A 20,782-nucleotide genomic window follows, 5' to 3' on the forward strand; every position below is an offset into this window, starting at 1 on the left:
TGCTCTGCTGGTATTTAGAATAAGATACTGCCATGGCAGGAAATACATTCGGAACAATCTTTAGAGTTACTACGTTCGGCGAAAGCCATGGAGCCGCAATCGGCGTTGTCGTTGACGGGTGCCCCGCCGGTATTCCGCTGGAGCTTGAAGATTTTACCGCTGCGTTTAATACGGCACGGCCTTCGGGTACTTTTGAAACCGCGCGGCGGGAACCGAATATACCCGAAATCCTTTCCGGCGTATTTGAAGGCAAAACCCTCGGAACGCCGATTGCGGTGCTTCTGCGCAATACCGATGCGCGTCCGCATGACTACGAAGCACTAAAAGACCTATACCGTCCCGGTCATGCGGATTTTGCCTACGAGGCAAAATACCGCCGCCGCGACTGGCGCGGCGGCGGACGCGCATCGGGGCGTGAAGCCGCTGCACGGATTGCCGCCGGTGTTATCGCAAAAAAAATGTTGACACATTGTTCGACATCGTATCCTGCGCAGTATAGGGCGTGCAAGGCTGACGGTAAACCGCTGGACGGCACATCCGCTGACGGAGAAAACCGCCTGCAGTATGGCACTACCCTCCCGATCACTATCCAAACCTCAGCAATAGAAATTGCAGGCATCTCCTGCGCCCCGATCTCTGCAACGGATGAACTCCCATCGGAAATAAACAGTAAACTCGCTTCGATTAAGCAGGCCGGCGATTCCGCCGGAGCTATTGTGCAGTGCGCGGTACGGAATGTTCCTGCCGGTCTCGGCGAGCCGGTCTTTGATAAGCTTGAAGCGGAACTCGCAAAGGCGGTGCTTTCCATCGGCGGCGTTAAGGGCATTGCATTCGGTGCAGGCTTTCAGCTGGCGCGTATGTCCGGATCGGAAGCAAATGCTCTCGATAAAAATCATCACGGGGGAATTAGCGGCGGCATCTCCGACGGAAAAGACATTGTGTTTCAGGCAGTCATAAAACCGGTGCCTTCAATCGCTCAAGAACAGATAATGGAAACTGCAAGCGGAGACCGCATAAGTCATGCTATTACGGGACGGCATGATGTCTGCCTCTACCGGCGGGTTATGCCCGTTATCGACGCGATGGTTGCCATTGTGCTTGCGGATATGATGCTTCGGCAGGGCACAGCGCAAATCTTAAAAGTTTAATTAAATCGACATCGGATTGTAGCAATATTGAATTGTAGTATTGTAGTAAATGATGAGAAAGATAAAATGGACGATACTGGGTTTGAACCAGTGACTTCTACCGTGTGAAGGTAGCACTCTACCACTGAGTTAATCGTCCGTTTTTAAACAACGGAATGAATGTAGCATATTCGCCGATTTTAAGCAAGCTGACCATAAACAAATGCATCGGGAATATTTTAAGCGGCGGCTCCTTTCTGTACAAAAATAAAACTCTTGTAACGTATTTTGCATCTTGTTATAATATTTTACTTATGTATTTCACACGAAGGAGTTGCGTATGAAACCGCTATTACATATAGAAAATTTACATCTGTCGGTGAATGAAAAGCCGATTTTGCATAATTTGAACTTGACCGTCAACGCGGGCGAGATACACGTAGTTATGGGGCCGAACGGCGCCGGAAAATCTACGCTTGCTGCAGCGATTGTCGGTAATCCCGTCTTTCAAGTTGACCAAGGCTCAATTTTTTTTGAAGGGGAATTGATCAACGATTTGCCTGTTTTTGAGCGGGCACGGAAAGGAATCTTTCTTTCCTTCCAAAATCCCGAAGAAATTCCCGGCTTAAAGGTCGAAGAATTTCTCCGCGCGTCAAAGGAAGCCGTCACCGGTAAAAAAATACCGGCGCTTACCTTTCACAAAGAGCTGCTTCGGCTGATGGAATCGCTCAGTATCAATCCTGAGTATGCAGACCGCAGTTTGAACGTCGGCTTCTCCGGCGGCGAAAAAAAGAAAAACGAAATATTACAGCTCGCCGTGCTCCAACCCAAACTCGCTATTCTGGACGAAACGGATTCAGGACTGGATATCGATGCCACCAGAATTGTATTTGAGGGCGTTGCAAAACTCAAAACGCCGGATATGGGCATCTTAATCATCACTCACCACAGCAAGGTACTCGATTACTTAAAGCCCGATTATGTCCACGTGTTGATTAACGGATCACTGGTAAAGACTGGTGGCATCGAGCTGGTAGAGCATATTCAAAAGCACGGATACGCAGGGATGTAGGAGCGGCTATGAGTAATGATTTTAGAGATTCCCGTTCGCCCCTGTTCCAAACGCGGAAGCGTACATTCGTCTCCGATATTGAGCGGGGCATTTACGATATAAAGGACAAAATCGATTATCAGTATTCCACCGGTATGGGGCTGAATGAAGATGTAGTGCGAAAGATTTCCGCCCGCAAGTTGGAACCCAAGTGGATGCTCGACCTCAGACTGCAATCTTTGCAGTATTTTTTTGAACGGCCGATGCCGGACTGGGGCGCTGATATTTCCGACCTGAATATTCAAGAGATTATTCACTACATTGTTTCGGACGAAAAGCCGATGGCGACCGACTGGGATCAGGTACCGGAGGAGATTAAGCAGACCTTTGACCGGCTCGGTATTCCCAAGGCGGAGCAAACCTCGCTGGCGGGCGTCGGCGCGCAGTATGATTCCGAAGTGGTGTATCACAGCCTGCAGAAAAATCTTGCCGACCAAGGGGTCGTATATCTCGATATGGAATCGGCGGTGCTGCGTTACGGAGACATTGTCCGCGAGCATTTTATGAAGTTAATAAAGCCGAACGATCATAAGTTTGCGGCACTGCACGGTGCGGTATGGTCGGGCGGTTCGTTTGTGTATGTACCCAAGGGCGTCAAGGTAGAGCTGCCGCTGCAATCTTATTTCAGACTGAACGCGAACCAGTCAGGACAGTTTGAGCACACGCTGATTATCGTCGATGAGGGCGCCTATCTGCACTTTATCGAAGGATGCAGCGCACCTAAGTACTATAAAAATGCGCTCCACGCGGGCGCCGTCGAGCTGTATGTCGGCAAAAAGGCGACCATGCGCTATTCCACGATCGAAAACTGGTCGCGCAACCTTTACAACCTGAATACCAAGCGGGCAATCGTAGAAGAAGACGGCGCTATCGAATGGGTGTCCGGCTCGTTCGGCTCGCGCGTAACGATGCTCTATCCTATGAGTATTTTGAAAGGCGACCGCTCGCGCTCCGAGTTTACCGGTGTTACCTTCGCTTCCGCGGGGCAGTGTCTCGACACCGGTACTAAAACCGTCCATATCGGTAAGAACACCGTGTCCGAAATGCACTCGCGCTCCATTGCGAAAAACGGCGGTGAGTCGAACTACCGCGGTTTGCTGGTTATCGGTAAGGATGCAACCGGCGCAAAGGCGCTCGCCGAATGCGAATCCCTGATGCTGGATAACGAGTCCCGCACCGACACCATCCCGATTATCGAAAGCCATACCGATGATGCCGACATCGGACACGAAGCGAAGATCGGGCGTATCAGCGATTCGATGGTCTTTTATCTGATGCAGCGCGGCCTCGACGAAGCGACAGCTAAATCCTTGATTATCAAAGGCTTTGTCGAACCGATCTCCAAAGAGCTTCCGCTCGAATATGCCGTCGAGCTGAATAACCTTATTTCTATTGAGCTGGAGGGAACGATAGGCTGATGAGAAACGACAACTATTTTAAACGGCTCGATTATCATATACAGGATGTACCGACGGCTCCTTTTTCCGGTATCTTTTTTCATACGGAATCTAAGACCGCACAGTATCTACCGATTGAAGACTTCCTCAAAACATGCAGTGCGGAGCAGATTGCAAAAATATTCAACACCGAAAAGTCTCCGCGCGAGAAAAACTGCGGGCTGGGGAAGCGTTTTACCGATGAGGTGCAGGCAAAGCGGAACAGCGGCTTTTACCTCAAAATTGAAGCTGATAACGCTGCTGAATACGATAAGACCGAAAGCGGCAATACTCAAAGCGGTAAAGACAGCGGCAATCTTGCCGGCGTCGTCGGTGCTGCCGGTCAAGACTTTTTCGTGCACTTCACCGTTGACGCGGCTTATTCCGTGTTGTTTGACCAGAGCTATATCGACATAGCGGATAACGCTGCGGCGCGGCTCATTCTCTACTTCGATACCGACGAAAAATCCCCCGCGCTGCAATCGTATCGGAACGGACTTATCAGTATCCGTATTGGAAAACATGCCGCAGTCGAAATTATCAAAATTCAAAACTTTGCAGACACCGCGCTCAATTTTGAAACGGTGCGGATGGATGTCGGCGAAAGAGCACGGGTAACCGTTCACGACATACAGCTCGGTTCGCAAAAAAGCGGCGTGTCCTATTCTTCCTATATGCAGGAAGATTGGGCGGAAGTGTATATCTTCCCGCTGTACTTTGTCGATAAAACGCGCCGGATGGATCTTGAACATAATCTGATTATCAACGGCAAGAGCACGCTATCGGAGATAAAAGCCCGCGGCGCGCTCAAAAACGAGGCGCATAAGGTTTTCCGCGGCAATATTTTCTTGAATAAGGGCTGCTCAGCCTCCGTCGCTCGCTTTGCAGATAACAGCATCATGCTCGATAAAAATGCCGTCGGCGCGAGCATCCCGACTATCTTCTGCGATGAAGATGACGTTATCGGGGAGCATGCCGCGAGCTTTGCCGCCATCGACAAAGAAAAACTCTACTATTTAATGACCCGCGGCTTCGACGAACTCAGCGCCAAAAAGCTGATTATCGACGCTGCATTCCGCCCCGTCTTTAACAGTATTCCTGATGAAGCAATAAGGAACCGGCTGAACGCAGAATTTGATGCACGCCTATCAACGCAGATTCAGGCGCAAGCGGATAAAACGGCTGCAGCATCCAAAATAGGAACGGCGATATCCGGCACCGAAACAGCGGCGTCAGACAGTGCTCAAGGCAAAATGGGGGCGGCACATGTATAAGCAATACTTCCCGTTACTGCAAAATCGGAATATTCACTATTTGGATGCTGCCGCAACCGCGCAGCGTCCGCAGGCAGTGCTCGACGGCGTACAGGCGTACTACACCCGCAGCAACGGAAACGCAGGACGCGGTTCCCATACCCTTGCGATGGAATCCTCCGCACTGATTGAAGCCGCCCGCACTGCGGTAAGCGGTTTTATCGGCGCCGACGATTCCGGCGAGGTGGTGTTTACCAAGAATGCGACCGAATCGCTCAATATCATTGCATACTGCTACGGATTAGAGCAGCTTCATGCCGGCGATGAAATAATCATTTCGATTGCCAACCATCATGCAAACCTTATCCCGTGGCAGTTCGTTGCACGAAAAACCGGCGCCGCGCTGCGGTATGTCTACCTTGATGAACACGGCAACTTCGACATGGCAGGTTTTAAAGCCCTGCTCGGCAGCCGTACCAAGATTGTAGCGGTAACCGCCGCCGTCAATACCACCGGGGTTGTCTTTCCGGTACGGGAGATCATCACGGAAGCGCATAAGCACGGCGCCGTCGCCGTTATCGATGCGGCTCAGTCTATTGCGCATTTTCCGCATGATGTTGCGGCATGGGATTGCGACTTTCTCGCGTTTTCGGGACACAAGCTCTATGCGGAGTTCGGCGCCGGAGTGCTGTATGCCAAGCGCACACTTATCGAAAAAATGCCGCCCTTCCTCTACGGCGGCAGCATGATTGAATTCGTCGGTGAACAAACCAGCGAGTTTAAAGCGGGCGGTGCAAAGTACGAAGGCGGCACCTTAGATACCGCTGCGATTCATTCTTTACAGTTGAGTATCGACTTTTTGAAAAAGCTCGGGCTTGAAGAATTGCATAGCTATGTGGAAGGATTGCACCGCTCACTCTTAACCGCCTTAAAAAGCCTCGACTTTGTGGAAGCGTACTATACGGATGCGCAGCGGCGGGTACCGACCGTTGCCTTTAACGTCAAACACGTCCATTCGCACGACACTGCGTATATTCTGGATGAGCAAGGCGTTATGGTCAGGAGCGGACACCACTGCACGCAGCCGCTAATGGAATATATGGGCATCAACTCCTGCTGCCGCGCAAGCCTTGGTATCTACAACACGCAGGAAGACATCGATGCCCTCGCCGCCGCCCTCAAAAAAGTGTACGAAATCTTTAAGCGGTAGATTGCATAATGGGTGATGAACTGACTCTTTTTTTCGGCGGAGATATTTGCGGAACGCTGGGCGTCGATATTGCAGTACGGGTGATTCCGGAGCTGATTAAAGCTGAAAAACTTGATTTTATAATCGTAAACGGAGAAAATGCGGCGAAAGGCTCCGGCATAGAATTGGAACAAGCCAAGCGTTTATTTGCTGCCGGAGTTGATGTTATTACCGGCGGGAATCACAGTATGGAGCGGTTTGACTTGCGAGCCGGTTTCGGACAGGAACCACGGATACTGCGCCCCGCAAACTACCCGCTTGCGCCGGGCAGCGGTATCATCACCGTGCGTAAACCACAGGGTACGTTGACGGTACTGAATATACAAGGAAGGGAAAACATGCGCCCGATCGATTGTCCCTTCCAAACGGCTGACCGTTTATTAACGGAACAGGCTGACGGAATAGTTATGGTGGATTTCCATGCGGAATCGGTACAGGAAAAAGAAGCCCTCGCGTATTATCTTGACGGGCGTGTTTCCTGTGTGTTCGGCTCTCATACCCATACGCAAGCCGCCGATGAACGTATTCTCACAGGAGGTACCGGCTACATTAGCGATGCAGGTATGATAGGGGCATTCCATTCGATCATCGGCAGCTCTATTGAGGCTGCTGTAGCCCGAAGCCTCACGCTTGCCCCGCAAACCTTCAACATACCGGAAAGCGGAGAAGCGATATTCTGCGGCATTATTGCAAGGATATCATTGGAAACAAAAAAAACGCTTTCGTTAAAACGGGTATATAAGGCGGGTATCTAAAGACCGGCGGTTCCGTAAGATGAAACCGCTCAACCGGTCGGTATTTCCTAAAATATGTTCTTATTGATGCAGAGGGGGAAATACCCCGATACTTTGCCTCGGGGTAGAATGACTGTCTGCTTATTAGAGTAATGCCAGTATCTTGGCTTTATCAATAAATCCGAGAGAGCGTTTAATTTCTTTTCCGTTTTTGAAAAGGATGAGCGTCGGGATACTGGTAACGCCGAATCTTACTGCAAGGTCTTGCTGTTCATCTACATTAACCTTCGCAAGAACGGCTTTTCCGTTAACTTCCTTTTCCGCTTCTTCAAAAACGGGGCCAAGCATCTTACAAGGCCCGCACCACGGAGCCCAGAAATCTACCAATGCCGTTTCGGCACCGTTGATTGTCTTGTCAAAATTTTCCTGATTTAAATGTAGTATAGCCATACCAATTTCCTCCATAAAATATGAAATGCATCGTTTACCGATCATCCGGTGTACTTATCTCATTACACAGAGTGCAGCACAAGCCACAATATATAATACTCCGTATAAAGCCTTAACGCCCCTTTATTTTTTACTTTTGCCAAACCGGGCGTACTGACAATTGCATCCGCTAAATTACGAATACGGTCGGATGTCAGTTTGGTAAAAGACTGCGTTCTATGTGCTATCTTTACCTGATCTCTGATAAAGGAGTTAACATCATCGGTATTTTGCTTTCTAATTGCAGGATCGATAATTGTATTCCACAGATCAAGCTGCTCAATAATACAGTCCTGCAAACTTTTATTTGCAGGAATAAACTCAGCCTGCAATTCGCTCGCAATTTCCCGTGGTGAAATCTTTTTATTAGTGGTCCCCGGTTGTTGTGGCAAGGATTCGGCTTTAGAATTTCCCATCCGGGCGGAGCGACGCGTCTTCTTTGGTCGCATAAAGAAAGCGATAATAGAAGATATGATAGGAATCGTATACCAAAAAGGCAATAGAATTTTTGCATCCGTTAAAAGCTCTTGCCTGTTCATCATAAACAAGTCGGTATAGGATAATAACCGGTCGCGGGAAAATATTCTTCGAATCTCAGCCGCTTGATGTTCCGTAATACGCTTGTCAGCTGAAAGCATGGGAATAAACGGGGCACCCAGTAAGGCATACAATATCGGTACGTACTCCGCACATAAAGTTTTTAATAACTGGTTAAATGCCGAATCGGTGTGCATCGCATCGGATTGTTCAAACCGTATCAGCTGTTGATACCATTTCTTTAAACAAACATCCCGCAATTTTTTTCGGTTATCGTTTACCAGCGAGATAATTAATGGTACCGTTTTATCCAACATGATGTAATACCGCTCCCCATCAGGAGTTTTGAAACTGAGAAGATCGGGTAAATTAGCATCTCCATCCGAACCGGTTTTTTCCTGTATATATTCCTCAAGATCACTTTGACTATATTGCCCGAGCAACGGTACTCCACGGGAATCTTTAAAATTAACAATGGCAGCCTTATTAAAATAATATGGAGGTTTCTGAAGTGCCAAATCGAGATTCTTTAGGGCAGTTTCTCGTTGAAGCGACTGCTGCGTCTTATTCCGATAATAGTTATTCAGATATTCGATAATAAAGATAGCCTGCAAAATGGTGATTTCATCGCTCATTTTTTCGGTTTTCTTCGAAAATTCTTGTTTTACAACGGAACAAAGATAGCTCCAGTACAAATATACATCACCCGATTTTTTTAATGTGTACATTGCTTCGGACGAGTGGGCCTGAATCGTAAGGATAAACTTTCTAATTGAATACTCTTTTCCGGGGTTTGCCGTTATCAATTTTTTTTGAATAAAATCTCGTAATTCATCCTTCTGAAAGAAGAACCGTAATTTTGCGATTGCAAGATCAAGCATTTGATCGGTAGAAAAATTTCCCGGGAAAATAAGCGGAGGGGTGTCGTCAGGAAACATAAGCTGATACAGAAAGGTATCGTTTTCCGGTTCCGGCTGCAACTCGGTAAAATCGGTATTGATTCTAATATAACGGAGAAAACGCTTGGAAAAATTCTGCGGTATTGCGCTGGCAAGCGGAAAAGGTAATTCAGGTTTTTCACGAATCATCTCGTATTGACGTGTCACCTTATCGAGAAAATAGAATGGGACAAAGACAACTTTACCTTTCCGTTTGTCGTCGATAAGCTCTACTTTCCCTTCCGATTCAAGAGCTTCCAGCTCCGTTAACAATCTTGTTTCCGATATATCAATGAAAGAAGCAACATCAGGCTTTTCGGCTATGTTTCTTTGAGCATACTTTCGTAAATAATCGGTTAATTCGCTAATCCCAACAAATGGACTATTAAAGCGCAGAGCATAAGTGCGCAAAATATCCGGGAGTCTTACACTAACAGCCATTTGTTTCTTATTATTGCATACTTTTCCTAATTGAACAAGAGGAAAACTAAAGTTTGTGGGTATCCGATTTTAGTACCCGGTTAATTCAGTTTTAAATGCAAAATAATGGTTCTTCCCCCATCGTCACATACTTTCATCGCGATACGGGTATACAGTTTTAATTTACGCTTCAGCATCTTCCGCGCAGTGGTATAAAAGGTACGTTGCTCCATCAGTTCCATATCGCATTTTCGGGCAAAAGCAGAACCGTCATCCACATAAAAGTACATCTGCGCCGAAGTATTGCCTGTTTTTTGTACATATTTATTGGCATATTTTATACCAATTGCGTTTGTCGCATCAAAAATCAATTCACCCTTCGGAAAACGTTTTTTTAGCTCCGATAAAAAAGTTACTATCTTTTCTTCTCGAAAATATTGAAATACACCGGATACGACCAATAAAGACGGAAGAGAAGTGTCTATACCCTCTACCCACTCAAGTTTAAAGATATCCGCACCGATAAGCGTTTCGTTTTCTTTTGCTCCCAAGATATTTTTACGCAGCTCTATCACTTCCGGTAAATCGATTTCGTAAAAAGGAACATTGATGGCAGGCAATCTAAACGCAGCCGTTTCCAACCCGGCTCCGAGGTTAATGATATTACATTTTTCATGCTTGTCATAAAAACCTTTTATCATCTCGTCAAAATTATAATAGCGGGCGACTGAAGCCAGCATCGTATATTGGGATGATGATTTCCAAATCCGCTCAAATGCTCCTGCCGGAATTTTTGATTCCAACGACAAAGCCGTTCCATCATAAAAATATTCGGGAAAATGTTTAGACGCATAAATCCGCGCAGCCATCGGTATAAGCATCGTATCAGCCACACCGTTAAACTCATTCATAACCGCCTCCGTTAAGACTTGTACAGGGAATACTGAAAAATCCAAAAACTTCTATTTTTTAACGGCCTAAAGAATCTATTCCTGTTTGCTATACATAATACAATTAAATTAGGACTTTAAGTCAAGAGAAGACACATTTTTGTCATCCGTAAACAGTGGAAAATCGATAAGAAATGAAAACCGGCGAACCTCAGCTGGTATATTCGCCTTTATTTTTTTTGAAATAAAAATGGGGAGACAAGGATTCGAACCTTGGAAGGCGGAGCCAACAGATTTACAGTCTGCCCCCTTTGACCGCTCGGGAATCTCCCCATATCGATGAGCCAACTTAGGGATTCGAACCCTAGACCCCGAGATTACAAATCACGTGCTCTGGCCAGCTGAGCTAAGTTGGCATAAATATGAGATGCATCATATCGGTTTCCGTATTATCTGTCAAGTGTAAAACAAGAAAATAGATTTTTCTTGACAAATCGAAATTCACGGGTGATACTATAGTAAACGCTGCTAAAGCTATACTGCGGATTTTGCGTTGCAAAACCCAATTTCGCTTTTAGGCGGACAATAAATATTTTGTTGGAGGAGTGTTTTATGAAAAAATTCACGGCTGTGATGCTTGCCGGTGTTTTACTCGCGGCATTTTCTCCCGTTTTTGCAAACGGTGCAAATGAAGGGGGCGGAGGAGAGAAAGTTACGCTGACGATGGGTTCTTGGCGTACCGATGACGTTGCACAGATCAGCGCGCTGCTTAAAGAGTACAAAAAGGTAAAGCCGAATGTAACAATCGAATTTAAACCGACTATCAATGTCGATTACAATGCGACGTTGCGGCTGCAACTTGAAAGCGGCACCGGCCCCGATCTGATGTATGCTCGTTCGTATGCAACCGGTGAAAAATTGCTTATGGATGGCTATTTTGCCGATGTATCGGACATTCCCGGTTTAAAATCGAACTTTACCGCAGGGAATCGTGCTCCATGGACTGCCGCCGACGGACGTAACTTTGCCGTCCCGTTTAATGCAATTGTACAAGTTGTCTACTATAATAAGGACATATTCAAGAAGGCCGGAGTTGCGGTTCCACAGACATGGGAAGATTTTTTAGCTGTCTGCGATAAGCTGAAAAAGGCCGGTATTACACCGATCGCCAACGGACTTGCCGACGAATGGGACATTAATGAATGCTTTATGATGGGTATTTTACCGGGCTTTGTCGGTGGAGCCGAAGGTCGTATGGCATATCAGTCGGGCAAGGTACCTTTGAACGATGCTAAAATGGTAAGCGCTTTTCAGGCAATGGCCGATGTAGCAAAATATTGCCCCAACGGTTTTGCCGCTCTTACCTACAACGATTCAATTGCATTGTTTGCTACCGGACAGGCTGCCATGTGGGTAGACGGATCGTGGAATGTCGGGGCATTTAAAGACGTTTCATTCAATTGGGGAACGTTTATACCGCCCGCTCCTGCCGGTAAAAAAGCAGCCGTTTGTTTCCATCCCGACACAGGTATGGCGTATAATAAGGCAAGTAAGCATGTTCAGGAATGTAGAGACTTTTTAGCATGGCTATGTACGGTACAGGGCGCAACCGTTTGCGCCGAATTTATGCCGACCGGCTTTTTCCCGATGATTAATGCCCCCATCAAAATCAAAGATGCTCACGCAAATGAAATTCTCGCGCTTACCGCAGGAAAACTGCAGGATGCACGCTTTGTATGGGAACGCTGGATGGATGGATCCCCCAGCGGCTATGTACTGATGAATCAGGGCGTTATCGCTGTTATGAAAGGTGAAAAAACCGCTAAGCAAGCTGCCGATGCATTGGCTGCAGGGGTTGCAAAATCGTATAAACCTTAAGGTTTAGTTTCTTATCCGATACGGACGGGATGAGTTGCCGAAACGGTAAATCAACACCCCCGACGCAAGCGTCGGGGTACAATGCTCAACGTTTCGCATTGTATGTTCTATAAGGTGGTTGCAGTCGGCTTTAATACCCTTTGTTACGACGCAGAGCGTTGCCGAGGACGGCGGGTATTAAACCCTCCGCACGAATAACCTTTAAGGCAACCCATCCTCCGTTCATGTTGCTTTGAGCGACGGAGTTGCAAATATGCATATTAAAAAAAGTGATAAGTACGGATGGCTTATATATCTTTTGCCTGCTTTTGTCGTGTACACTGTCTTTATGGCTTTTCCACTGGCGGATTCAATCAGGCTTAGTTTTTTTTCCGGTTCTTCGGTCTCCGGTAAAAATGTCTTTGTCGGCTTAGATAACTATAAAGCTCTTTTTGGTGATGCCGAAAATGCCCGCCGGTACTGGGGTGCATTCAGCAATACGTGGTATTTTTTCTTTATTCACATGCTGGTTCAAAACGTTTTAGGCCTTACATTTTCGCTCATGCTCACCGCGAAGGGTATGAAGTGGACACGTTTTTATCAAACGATTATTTTTATTCCGGTTACGTTGGCTATTTTGGTTACCGGATATTTATGGAAGCTTATACTCAACCCCCAGTGGGGTGCCTTGCCGCTCCTGTTAAAAAATATCGGCCTTGAAACGCTCATAAAACCGTGGCTCGGTGAACAGCAATATGCGTTGACAGCTATTTCGTTGGTATCATCGTGGCAGTGGGTGGGTATCCCCGCTATGATGATTCTAGCCGGTTTACAAACCATTCCGGACGATTTGTTGGAGGCTGCCGACATTGCAGGCTGTAACGGCTGGCAAAAAATTCGATATATAAAACTCCCGTTAATAAAACCGGTGCTCGGCATGGTTGCAATTTTAACATTCGTAAATAACTTCAATGCGTTCGACGTTGTTTTTGCGATGGAAAATGTAAACGGTGCGCCGCAATATGCGACCGATCTGATCGGTACGCTTTTTTATCGCGTAGGAATTGCAGGGCAGCACCCCGTAGGTATCCCCAATCCCGGTATGGGAGCCGCAATTGCAACGGTAACGTTTATTATGCTGATGATCGGCGTCGGTATTATGCTACGCTTGACGCAAGGCGACAAGAATTAAAGTAAAGGGGAAATAGGATGAAAGCTTCTCTTTCACGTGACAGAATGCATCTCGGTTCTCATGTTGTACTTATTTTTTGGACGTTTTTAGTGCTTTTCCCTTTGTGGACGATGATTGTCAATTCGTTTAAGTTTAAATTCGACATTTATACCGACCCTTTCGGATTGCCTAAAAAATGGAATTTCGAAAGTTATGTGTCGGTTATAACGGACGGCGACTTCTTTTTATATTTCCGCAACAGCCTTTTTGTAACGCTCGGTTCGATTTTTCTTGTGTTATTATTCGGCGCTATGGCGTCTTATGCGTTAGTAAACTGGAAACATAAAGCTTCCCGTTTTTTATATCTGTTTTTTATCGCGGGGATGATGCTTCCGATCAAAATCGGTAGTATCCGCCTTTTGCAGCTGATTAAAGGACTGGGGCTTTTAAATACGCTCTGGGGCTTGTTCCCCGTATATACGGCGATGGGGCTACCGATAGCCGTATTCGTCTTAACTGAATTTATCCGTCAAATTCCTGCTGAACTGACCGAGGCTGCCGTTATTGATGGCGCGACACGTAACAAAGTCTTTACCATTATTATCCTGCCGCTTTTGCGTCCCGCGCTTGCAACCGTTGCCATCTATAATCTTATTCCGTTCTGGAATGACTTATGGTTCCCGCTTATCTTTATCAACCAAGATGCACACAAGACATTGCTGCTCGGCGTAACACGCTTGTTTGGACAGTATATGACCGATTGGTCTCGGATTTTAGCTGTGCTTACCTTGTCGGCCATTCCCGTTTTGGTATTATACCTCACGATGTCTAAAAACTTTATTAGGGGATTAACTGCCGGCGCCGTAAAAGGATAAATAGAAAGCAAACGCAAGCAGCGATGCCTGCACCGCTGCTCTTTTTCGCGTTAGGATAGGCTATACATTTAAAACCTGAGGTTTTTGGACAGCCCCGTTTCTTACAGCTTGTGCATTTTCTTAGGCTGCGTCATATTCTCCGGTTTCAGAATTTCGTCGAGCGCCTCCTTCGATAATAAACCGCGTTCCAACACAAGGTCATAAACACTGCGGTTGTCTTTGAGAGCGGTTTTGGCAATATCGCTTGAGGTTTCGTAGCCGAGTACCGGATTAAGCGCTGTTACCAAGCCGATACTCCTGTAGGTAAGCTCCTTGCACCGCTCGACATTCGCTTCGATGCCATCAATACAGCGCTGCCGAAGCGTAGACATACCGTTGTTTAAAATCGAAATCGATTCCAAAATACTGTAAATGATGACCGGTTCAAAGACATTCAGCTCCAACTGTCCCGCTTCGGATGCCATCATCACTGCCGTATCATTTCCGATAACGCGGAAGCATACCTGATTCATCACTTCGGGGATAACGGGATTGACCTTACCGGGCATAATCGATGAACCGGGCTGCATTGCCGGAAGATGAATTTCGTTCAACCCGGCGCGCGGCCCCGATCCAAGCAAACGCAGGTCGTTGCATATCTTAGAAATTTTTACCGCAAGTCGTTTCAGCTGTCCTGAATAGGACACAAAGCAGGAGGTATCATTCGTTGCGGCAATCAAATTCGCCGCTTTTTTAACGGGATAGCCTGAAATTTCCGCAAGCCGCTTGGTTACCAAATCCGCATAAGCGGGATCGCTGTTGATGCCGGTGCCGATAGCGGTAGCACCCATGTTTATTTCGAGTAAGCCCGAAACAGCTTGCCGGATATGCGGCACTTCGCCCTCCAAACTCGCTGCATACGATTCAAATTCCTGACCGAGCGTCATCGGCACTGCATCCTGTAGCTGGGTACGTCCCATCTTGATATGGCTGCCGAACTCCTTTCCTTTTTTGCGGAAAGAGGCAACCAAGTTTTCAAGCTCGGTAATCAGACTTTCCGTGTGTAAGCAGATACCGAGTTTACCTGCCGTCGGGTACGCATCGTTGGTGGACTGCGCAAGGTTGATGTGATTATTCGGATGGCAGAATGTATATTCGCCTTTTTTATGCCCCAACAATTCAAGCGCACGATTTGCAATCACCTCATTTGCGTTCATATTGGTTGATGTTCCCGCTCCGCCTTGAATCATATCTACAGGGAACTGTTCATGCAGCTTACCTGCAATAATTTCTTTACAGGCGGCGATAATTGCTTCCGCCATCGGTTTGTCCAATAAACCTAATTCATAATTTGCCTGTGCCGCCGCCTGTTTCACCATCGCAAGGGCTTTTATAAAACCCGGATAAGCGGAGAGATGCACGCCGGTAATATTGAAGTTTTCCGTACAGCGGAGTGTTTGTACGCCGTAATACGCCTCGTCGGGAACGTCCCGATAACCTAACAAATCATGTTCTTGCCGCATTATTTCCTCCTTTTTTGGCAATTGAAAAACCCAAAAGGCTGAGTTTTTAGAGCATCTCAGCTCAATTTTTTTATCAGCAGATAAATTTTCTTATTTTTGTTGCAGCTCGTGGAGTGAATCGAAGGGATAGACTCCGCCTACGGTTGTCTCGATTCTATTACCGGCGGATGACCCGAAAACAACCGGGGCATCCGGCTGCATAAACTCTGAAATAACCTGCCGACACGCACCGCACGGTCCGACCGGATAATCCGCATCGGGAGTGGCAATTGCAATAGCGGTAAAATTTTTTTTACCCATTGCGATGGCACGGAAAATAGCAGTACGCTCGGCACAGTTGGTCAATCCGTAAGAACGGTTTTCGACATTCACACCGGTAACAACGCTGCCATCATCAAGCAGCAGCGCAGCACCTACTCTAAAATGAGAATAGGGAGCATACGCATTTTTTGCCGCCTCCATAGCTTGTTCAAAGAGATGATCATACTTACTTGAATCTTTCATACTACTATTATACCATATAGACTATGAAAATTACAGCTTTCGATAATCGTTTTATTATCTTTCCCATCCTTTTTTTATTCATATATATCTTCGCAGCAGCGATACCGCTTGGTTCCGATATCTATCTAAAACCCGTATGGGTACGCGCCATTACACCAGATAGCGCTCAAACAGAATTGGAAGGGATGGGCAGCGATGCCAAAAATGCAAACCAACAGGAAGCAGCGGAACAATTCGTCGGCAAAACACCAAAAGTTTTTTTGACGGAGAACCGATTCGGTTACTTTACCGCCAACGGCGAATTGCTCCGTTCATCCCCCGTTACACAGCGCATTTCAGCTTCTTCTGCAGCGTGGACGGAATACGGCAGCGATGCCTATAAAACGCCGATTTATCGCCCCGACGGTTCACTGATAACTGTCATTGAAGAACAGGGCTTTGTATACATCGACGAAGGCCGTTTCTACCTGTTTGAGCCGGGTGGAAATGCTGTCAAACAATATGATACCGATGGAAAACCGCGCTGGCGTTACCTGCATACCGCACCGATTACCGCCTTTCATAGCACAGAAAGCGGCGTCATCATCGGGTTTTCAGACGGCAAACTGGTCGCCCTCGATTCTGCAGGCAATGTGCTGTCCGACTTTTATCCGGGTGGCAGCGACTATCAGGTCATACTGGGAGCAGCACTCTCTACCGATGGAAAACTCGCTGCCTGTGTGTGCGGAATTGACAGCCAGCGGGCGCTGCTTATACGGATAGACGGCAATAAATATAAAATCATACATCACCGAAAATTAGAAGGAAATCTTCGCAAGCAGGTCTTTGTAGATTTCGATATAAACGGGAAAAATGCTGTCTTTGAGTGTGCCGAAGGTATCGGTTTTATCGACTGCGATCGGTTAATCTCAGGTATTATACCTCAACGCGGTACGATTATCTCCGCTGGTCAAAATCCATATAAGAATATTATGGCGATTATAAGCAAGCAGGAGCAAAGCTCAACATTATCGTTTATAGAAGCGCCTTTCTATGTCGTCGGCCGAACCTCTTTTCCTTCAAAAAATATCTTTCTTATGCAGGAGCAAGGAACGATATTCCTCGCAACCGACACAAAATTAGCGCGTATCGATATAAAATAAATTGATAAATAGGATACTGATATGAAAAGATTTTTCTTTTGCATTTTAGCTGCAGCGGTATGTGTTGCTGGATTGTCCGCATTGGAATGGCCTGCTGACACACAAAAATTCTTAAGGCTTTTCGGACAGCGCATCGGTGAAAATACTTTTGAACAAGGTTTAACCTTTGAGGATGTAACAGCGGTACGCGCTGCCGATGACGGAATACTCTTGATCGCTCTGGATAAAAAATACGGAACCGGTTCATTTCCTTCCACACTCGGAAATGCACTAATATTTTTACACGATGACGGACTCCAAACGGTTTACGGAAATCTGGACGACACCACAATGTTCCGAACCAGAGTAACCACCGAAGCAGCTACGGTTATCGGAAGAACGGGAAACAGCGGATGGGGGGAACCTAATGCCCTTATCTTTCAAGTCAGTGATAATCAAAAAAAAGTGTATATCAATCCATTGCTCTTGCTCCCATCGGTTAACGATAAAATAGCACCGCAGATACAAAATATCGTTTTGATAAATGAACAGGACACCGCGTTTCAAGTAAGCGGGCAAAAAAACGTACGGCAGGGAAGCTATGAATTATATGCGGATATCTCTGACACGGTTGTGCAAGGCGGCCATAGCTTTAGCCCCTTCCGTATTACGATTTTTGTAAACGGAACAAATATTCGAACCATTCCATTTGAAATCATTACGCAGAAAGACGGCAGTTCTTATTTAGGTAATACCGCTATTACCGATACGCTGCTGTACCGGCGGAAAGGCGAACTCTATTTAGGGAAAATTATCTTAAACCGCGGAAAATCCGATATATTAATTACAGCCCGGGACATTACCGGCAATGAAAAATCGGAACGGTTTACCATCCAAGTCGACTAGCTGAGAGAAGCAGGGTAATCGTATCAGGTACTTTTAGGGTATCCCCGCAGAATAATTAAGGCCGTTCAACCTTTCCTTTTAAAAATATGCGGGCATCTGCGTTGTCGCTACGCCGAAATAAATACTCGCCGTATACCCGATACGTCTCCGTTTTATTTCGGCTAGGCTCCTAGCATCTGCTCCGCCTATTTTTAAAAGGCTTACGGAAAGATTATCTTCCTGATCCATTGTTTTGCGGCATTGGATATATCCGTCTGATATGTTTGCCTTTCCCTTGGAAAAGCTGTGCAAAATTTTAGGCAAAATTTTGCACAGCTTATTTTAGAAGAAGGAGAAATGATGAAAAAATATGAACTGATACAAGCGCTGATTGAGGCGGGGGCGGTTGCCGTTATTCGGGCGGAAAATAAAGCGCAGGGGCTTAAAATCGTGGAGGCGGTGCGTGCCGGAGGAATCACGGCAATCGAAATTACGATGACGGTACCGCATGCCGACGAAATTATCCGTGAGTTAAACGAAGCATTCGGTGCGGATGTATTGCTGGGAGCCGGTACGGTACTCGATGCGGAAACCGCGCGGGTGTGTATCCTTGCCGGTGCGCAATACATTGTCGGGCCGTCTTTTAACGAGGACTGTGCCCGCCTCTGCAATCGGTATGCGGTGCCGTACATTCCCGGCGTGATGACGCCGCAGGAAGCGGTGCGGGCGCTTGAGTTCGGAGCAGACATTCTCAAGCTGTTTCCGGCGGAGCTTTTCGGGCCTAAAATCATCAGCGCCTTTAAAGGGCCGCTTCCGCAGGGAATTTATATGCCGACCGGCGGCATTACCGTCGAAAATGCAGCCGAATGGATTAAAGCCGGCGCTGCAGTGCTCGGTATTGGCGGATCGCTGACAAAGGGAGCTAAAACCGGCGACTTTGGATCGGTTACCCGCACCGCCCGTCAATTAAAGGAAGTAATCGCCGCTGCACGCGGTTTACAGTTGTAATCTAAAGGAAGCGGGAACATCTTAATAGTCGATGATCTTTTTTCAACCCCGTTAGGATGGAATCCTCAAGAATTATTATGAATACCAATTCGGAAACAGGCACATTGCTGAAAAAAAGGCAAGAGAATAAATGGCTTTTAGTGTTTGAAAGCCTCTTAACCGGCTTATTGACGGGGCTGGTTATTACGGGTTTTCGTCTTTCGATCGCCCATATTAAGAATATCCGTGTTGCATTATACGGTGTCATTCGGACAGTTGGTGCTCCCGGCGTTGTTCTTGCGCTGGCAGGGTTGGCGCTGGTAGGATTATTTATCGGTTTTATTATTACGAAATGGCCGATGATTAAAGGCGGCGGAGTAGCACAGATCGAAGGCGTCTTTATGAAAAAATTGCAGTTCTCCCCGCTTTCGGAACTTCCCCTCAAATTTATCGGTGGTGTCCTCGGAATTGGACTGGGGCTTTCAATGGGTCGCGAAGGTCCTTCCGTGCAGCTTGGCGCTTATGTCGGGGATGCCGTCGAGCGGCTGGGAAAACGATCGTTTACCGAACGGATATGTCTAATCACTGCGGGCGCCGCCGCCGGCCTTTCGGCAACCTTTAATGCCCCTTTTGCTGCAATTGTTTTTGCTCTGGAAGATATTCATCATCATTTAACGCCGTTACTCTTAGCTTGCGTTATGGCAGGGTCTTTCGCCGGCGATTTTGCCGGAAGTGCCTTTTTAGGATCCGGCCCGATTTTCCGATTTTTTACAACCGTAGAATTTCCACTTTCTCAATTTGCATGGCTGATAGGACTTGGGATGTTTGGTGCGCTTGTCGGACATGGGTTTAAGCAGTCGATCTATTTTTTCCAACGATGCTATAAAACACTCCATATTCCGCCGGTTCTGCGGCCGGTTGTTCCATTCCTGTTGTCACTGCCGGTCGGGTTGTGGCTAAGTTATTCCTCCGGCGGCGGAGACGGGCTGATAAAGGCACTGACTGAACAGTCCTTCCCACTTACAACGCTGCTGATGTTTTTAGCCGTTAAGCTGCTTTTTACCGGCATTTCTGCGGGATCAGGCGCGATCGGCGGTATTTTCGTACCGCTCCTTGCGTGCGGCGCAACCGGCGGCGCATTGTATGCAACGGCGCTCGTGCATCTCGGTTTATTGGCACCGGAGCATGTGAATACTATGATTCTCTTTGGGATGGCAGCCTGTTTTACTACCGTTATTAAAGCGCCGCTTACGGCTTGCGTTATCGTGTTTGAAACGAGTGGGGCACTCCATCAGCTAAGCGGCTTGGTACTTACCTGTCTAACAGCCTATTTGACGGCAAGCTTTATCGGTTCGCAGGCGCATGACCACATCTTATTGGAGCAAATACTCGAAGCCGAGCAAGGCGACATACAATCTTCAAGCAATAAACACAGAACATATCGCCCGCAACTTTATGAATTGCCGATCGGCTTGCACTCAATTGCTGCATTAAAGAAAGTCCGTGAAACGGACTGGCCTCAAAAATGCCGCATCATCGGCGTTATGCACGGCGAACATGAGTCTGTCCCCGACGGCAATACCATACTGTACCCCGGCGATAAATTGATTATCCTTGCGGAAGATGATACCGGCTCTCTGCTAGAACAACTCACCGGTTTGACCGATGAACGAGCTAAATAATTTTTAGGTTATCT

At 47.0% G+C, this 20,782-nt stretch carries 19 protein-coding genes and 3 tRNA genes; 13 read left to right on the plus strand and 9 right to left on the minus strand.

The genetic code is table 11. The annotated features are described in order from the left end of the window. Positions 1-32: 32 nt before the first annotated feature. On the plus strand, positions 33-1,148 hold the full coding sequence (gene aroC, locus E4N69_RS10250; protein ID WP_253823757.1) for a chorismate synthase: 1,116 nt from the start codon (positions 33-35) through the stop codon (positions 1,146-1,148). Positions 1,149-1,215: 67 nt separating this feature from the next. On the opposite strand, the gene E4N69_RS10255 is transcribed toward aroC, so the two are convergent. Beyond that, positions 1,216-1,287 (minus strand) — tRNA-Val (locus E4N69_RS10255). Positions 1,288-1,467: 180 nt separating this feature from the next. On the opposite strand from E4N69_RS10255, the gene sufC reads away from it, so the two are divergent. From sufC to E4N69_RS10280, 5 genes are read left to right on the plus strand one after another with little or no spacing between them, the layout of a single operon-like run. Further along, entirely contained in the window at positions 1,468-2,199 is a 732-nt protein-coding gene (gene sufC, locus E4N69_RS10260) for a Fe-S cluster assembly ATPase SufC (protein WP_253714296.1), read from the plus strand. An 8-nt stretch (positions 2,200-2,207) separates the two neighbouring features. Further along, entirely contained in the window at positions 2,208-3,656 is a 1,449-nt protein-coding gene (gene sufB / locus E4N69_RS10265) for a Fe-S cluster assembly protein SufB (protein ID WP_253823758.1), read from the plus strand. Next, on the plus strand, positions 3,656-4,948 hold the full coding sequence (sufD, locus tag E4N69_RS10270; protein ID WP_253823759.1) for a Fe-S cluster assembly protein SufD: 1,293 nt from the start codon (positions 3,656-3,658) through the stop codon (positions 4,946-4,948). The genes sufB and sufD overlap by 1 nt, the downstream gene beginning before the upstream one ends. After that, positions 4,941-6,137 carry a SufS family cysteine desulfurase gene (locus tag E4N69_RS10275; RefSeq protein WP_253823760.1) on the plus strand — a complete coding sequence of 399 codons (1,197 nt, stop codon included), beginning with the start codon at positions 4,941-4,943 and terminating at the stop codon, positions 6,135-6,137. The genes sufD and E4N69_RS10275 overlap by 8 nt, the downstream gene beginning before the upstream one ends. Before the next feature lie 8 nt (positions 6,138-6,145). Next, on the plus strand, positions 6,146-6,931 hold the full coding sequence (locus tag E4N69_RS10280) for a TIGR00282 family metallophosphoesterase (protein ID WP_253823761.1): 786 nt from the start codon (positions 6,146-6,148) through the stop codon (positions 6,929-6,931). 123 nt (positions 6,932-7,054) lie between these two features. On the opposite strand, the gene trxA is transcribed toward E4N69_RS10280, so the two are convergent. The 5 genes from trxA to E4N69_RS10305 form a co-directional block, all read right to left on the minus strand. After that, a complete protein-coding gene (gene trxA / locus E4N69_RS10285) occupies positions 7,055-7,360 on the minus strand; it encodes a thioredoxin (RefSeq protein WP_253823762.1) in 306 nt (101 codons plus the stop codon). A 62-nt stretch (positions 7,361-7,422) separates the two neighbouring features. Beyond that, entirely contained in the window at positions 7,423-9,315 is a 1,893-nt protein-coding gene (locus E4N69_RS10290) for a hypothetical protein (RefSeq protein ID WP_253714301.1), read from the minus strand. An 80-nt stretch (positions 9,316-9,395) separates the two neighbouring features. Continuing rightward, positions 9,396-10,205, minus strand: coding sequence for a class I SAM-dependent methyltransferase (locus E4N69_RS10295; protein WP_162664213.1), 810 nt, complete (start codon positions 10,203-10,205; stop codon positions 9,396-9,398). Between the two features lie 230 nt (positions 10,206-10,435). Then, a tRNA-Tyr gene (locus E4N69_RS10300) sits at positions 10,436-10,517 on the minus strand. 9 nt (positions 10,518-10,526) lie between these two features. Then, positions 10,527-10,600, minus strand: a tRNA-Thr gene (locus E4N69_RS10305). A gap of 196 nt (positions 10,601-10,796) precedes the next feature. On the opposite strand from E4N69_RS10305, the gene E4N69_RS10310 reads away from it, so the two are divergent. From E4N69_RS10310 to E4N69_RS10320, 3 genes are all read left to right on the plus strand, one after another. After that, entirely contained in the window at positions 10,797-12,062 is a 1,266-nt protein-coding gene (locus E4N69_RS10310) for an ABC transporter substrate-binding protein (protein WP_162664214.1), read from the plus strand. A 253-nt stretch (positions 12,063-12,315) separates the two neighbouring features. After that, a complete protein-coding gene (locus E4N69_RS10315; RefSeq protein ID WP_162664215.1) occupies positions 12,316-13,233 on the plus strand; it encodes a carbohydrate ABC transporter permease in 918 nt (305 codons plus the stop codon). A 17-nt stretch (positions 13,234-13,250) separates the two neighbouring features. Beyond that, positions 13,251-14,087 (plus strand): carbohydrate ABC transporter permease, encoded by an 837-nt coding sequence (locus E4N69_RS10320; protein ID WP_162664216.1) that lies wholly within the window; start codon positions 13,251-13,253, stop codon positions 14,085-14,087. Between the two features lie 101 nt (positions 14,088-14,188). Here E4N69_RS10320 and aspA read toward each other — a convergent pair whose 3' ends face one another. Both aspA and E4N69_RS10330 read right to left on the minus strand, forming a co-directional pair. Beyond that, the gene (aspA, locus tag E4N69_RS10325; protein ID WP_253823763.1) at positions 14,189-15,589 is read right to left on the minus strand and encodes an aspartate ammonia-lyase; all 1,401 of its coding nucleotides are present in this window, start codon (positions 15,587-15,589) and stop codon (positions 14,189-14,191) included. A gap of 90 nt (positions 15,590-15,679) precedes the next feature. Next, complete coding sequence (locus E4N69_RS10330) at positions 15,680-16,093, minus strand: cytidine deaminase (protein WP_162664217.1); 414 nt, start codon at positions 16,091-16,093, stop codon at positions 15,680-15,682. 23 nt (positions 16,094-16,116) lie between these two features. On the opposite strand from E4N69_RS10330, the gene E4N69_RS10335 reads away from it, so the two are divergent. Beyond that, positions 16,117-17,235: a PQQ-like beta-propeller repeat protein gene (locus tag E4N69_RS10335; RefSeq protein ID WP_253823764.1), complete on the plus strand. Its 1,119-nt coding sequence runs from the start codon at positions 16,117-16,119 to the stop codon at positions 17,233-17,235. A 21-nt stretch (positions 17,236-17,256) separates the two neighbouring features. After that, positions 17,257-18,120: a peptidoglycan DD-metalloendopeptidase family protein gene (locus E4N69_RS10340; RefSeq protein WP_253823765.1), complete on the plus strand. Its 864-nt coding sequence runs from the start codon at positions 17,257-17,259 to the stop codon at positions 18,118-18,120. A gap of 78 nt (positions 18,121-18,198) precedes the next feature. Here the strand turns inward: E4N69_RS10340 and E4N69_RS10345 are convergent, their stop codons facing one another. Then, complete coding sequence (locus E4N69_RS10345) at positions 18,199-18,423, minus strand: hypothetical protein (protein ID WP_253823766.1); 225 nt, start codon at positions 18,421-18,423, stop codon at positions 18,199-18,201. Between the two features lie 36 nt (positions 18,424-18,459). Between E4N69_RS10345 and E4N69_RS10350 the strand changes: the two genes are divergently transcribed. Then, positions 18,460-19,107, plus strand: coding sequence for a bifunctional 2-keto-4-hydroxyglutarate aldolase/2-keto-3-deoxy-6-phosphogluconate aldolase (locus E4N69_RS10350; protein WP_162664220.1), 648 nt, complete (start codon positions 18,460-18,462; stop codon positions 19,105-19,107). A gap of 77 nt (positions 19,108-19,184) precedes the next feature. Beyond that, a complete protein-coding gene (locus tag E4N69_RS10355; protein ID WP_253823767.1) occupies positions 19,185-20,768 on the plus strand; it encodes a ClC family H(+)/Cl(-) exchange transporter in 1,584 nt (527 codons plus the stop codon). Positions 20,769-20,782: the final 14 nt, after the last annotated feature.

This window comes from Treponema sp. OMZ 906 (assembly GCF_024181185.1).
In the GTDB taxonomy this organism is placed as follows: domain Bacteria; phylum Spirochaetota; class Spirochaetia; order Treponematales; family Treponemataceae; genus Treponema.

Bases quoted from the DNA above. Each gene is read 5' to 3' on its own strand.
- aroC (WP_253823757.1), top strand. From the start codon at position 33: ATGGCAGGAAATACATTCGGAACAATCTTTAGAGTTACTACGTTCGGC.
- sufC (WP_253714296.1), top strand. From the start codon at position 1,468: ATGAAACCGCTATTACATATAGAAAATTTACATCTGTCGGTGAATGAA.
- sufB (WP_253823758.1), top strand. From the start codon at position 2,208: ATGAGTAATGATTTTAGAGATTCCCGTTCGCCCCTGTTCCAAACGCGG.
- sufD (WP_253823759.1), top strand. From the start codon at position 3,656: ATGAGAAACGACAACTATTTTAAACGGCTCGATTATCATATACAGGAT.
- E4N69_RS10275 (WP_253823760.1), top strand. From the start codon at position 4,941: ATGTATAAGCAATACTTCCCGTTACTGCAAAATCGGAATATTCACTAT.
- E4N69_RS10280 (WP_253823761.1), top strand. From the start codon at position 6,146: ATGGGTGATGAACTGACTCTTTTTTTCGGCGGAGATATTTGCGGAACG.
- trxA (WP_253823762.1), bottom strand. From the start codon at position 7,360: ATGGCTATACTACATTTAAATCAGGAAAATTTTGACAAGACAATCAAC.
- E4N69_RS10290 (WP_253714301.1), bottom strand. From the start codon at position 9,315: ATGGCTGTTAGTGTAAGACTCCCGGATATTTTGCGCACTTATGCTCTG.
- E4N69_RS10295 (WP_162664213.1), bottom strand. From the start codon at position 10,205: ATGAATGAGTTTAACGGTGTGGCTGATACGATGCTTATACCGATGGCT.
- E4N69_RS10310 (WP_162664214.1), top strand. From the start codon at position 10,797: ATGAAAAAATTCACGGCTGTGATGCTTGCCGGTGTTTTACTCGCGGCA.
- E4N69_RS10315 (WP_162664215.1), top strand. From the start codon at position 12,316: ATGCATATTAAAAAAAGTGATAAGTACGGATGGCTTATATATCTTTTG.
- E4N69_RS10320 (WP_162664216.1), top strand. From the start codon at position 13,251: ATGAAAGCTTCTCTTTCACGTGACAGAATGCATCTCGGTTCTCATGTT.
- aspA (WP_253823763.1), bottom strand. From the start codon at position 15,589: ATGCGGCAAGAACATGATTTGTTAGGTTATCGGGACGTTCCCGACGAG.
- E4N69_RS10330 (WP_162664217.1), bottom strand. From the start codon at position 16,093: ATGAAAGATTCAAGTAAGTATGATCATCTCTTTGAACAAGCTATGGAG.
- E4N69_RS10335 (WP_253823764.1), top strand. From the start codon at position 16,117: ATGAAAATTACAGCTTTCGATAATCGTTTTATTATCTTTCCCATCCTT.
- E4N69_RS10340 (WP_253823765.1), top strand. From the start codon at position 17,257: ATGAAAAGATTTTTCTTTTGCATTTTAGCTGCAGCGGTATGTGTTGCT.
- E4N69_RS10350 (WP_162664220.1), top strand. From the start codon at position 18,460: ATGAAAAAATATGAACTGATACAAGCGCTGATTGAGGCGGGGGCGGTT.
- E4N69_RS10355 (WP_253823767.1), top strand. From the start codon at position 19,185: ATGAATACCAATTCGGAAACAGGCACATTGCTGAAAAAAAGGCAAGAG.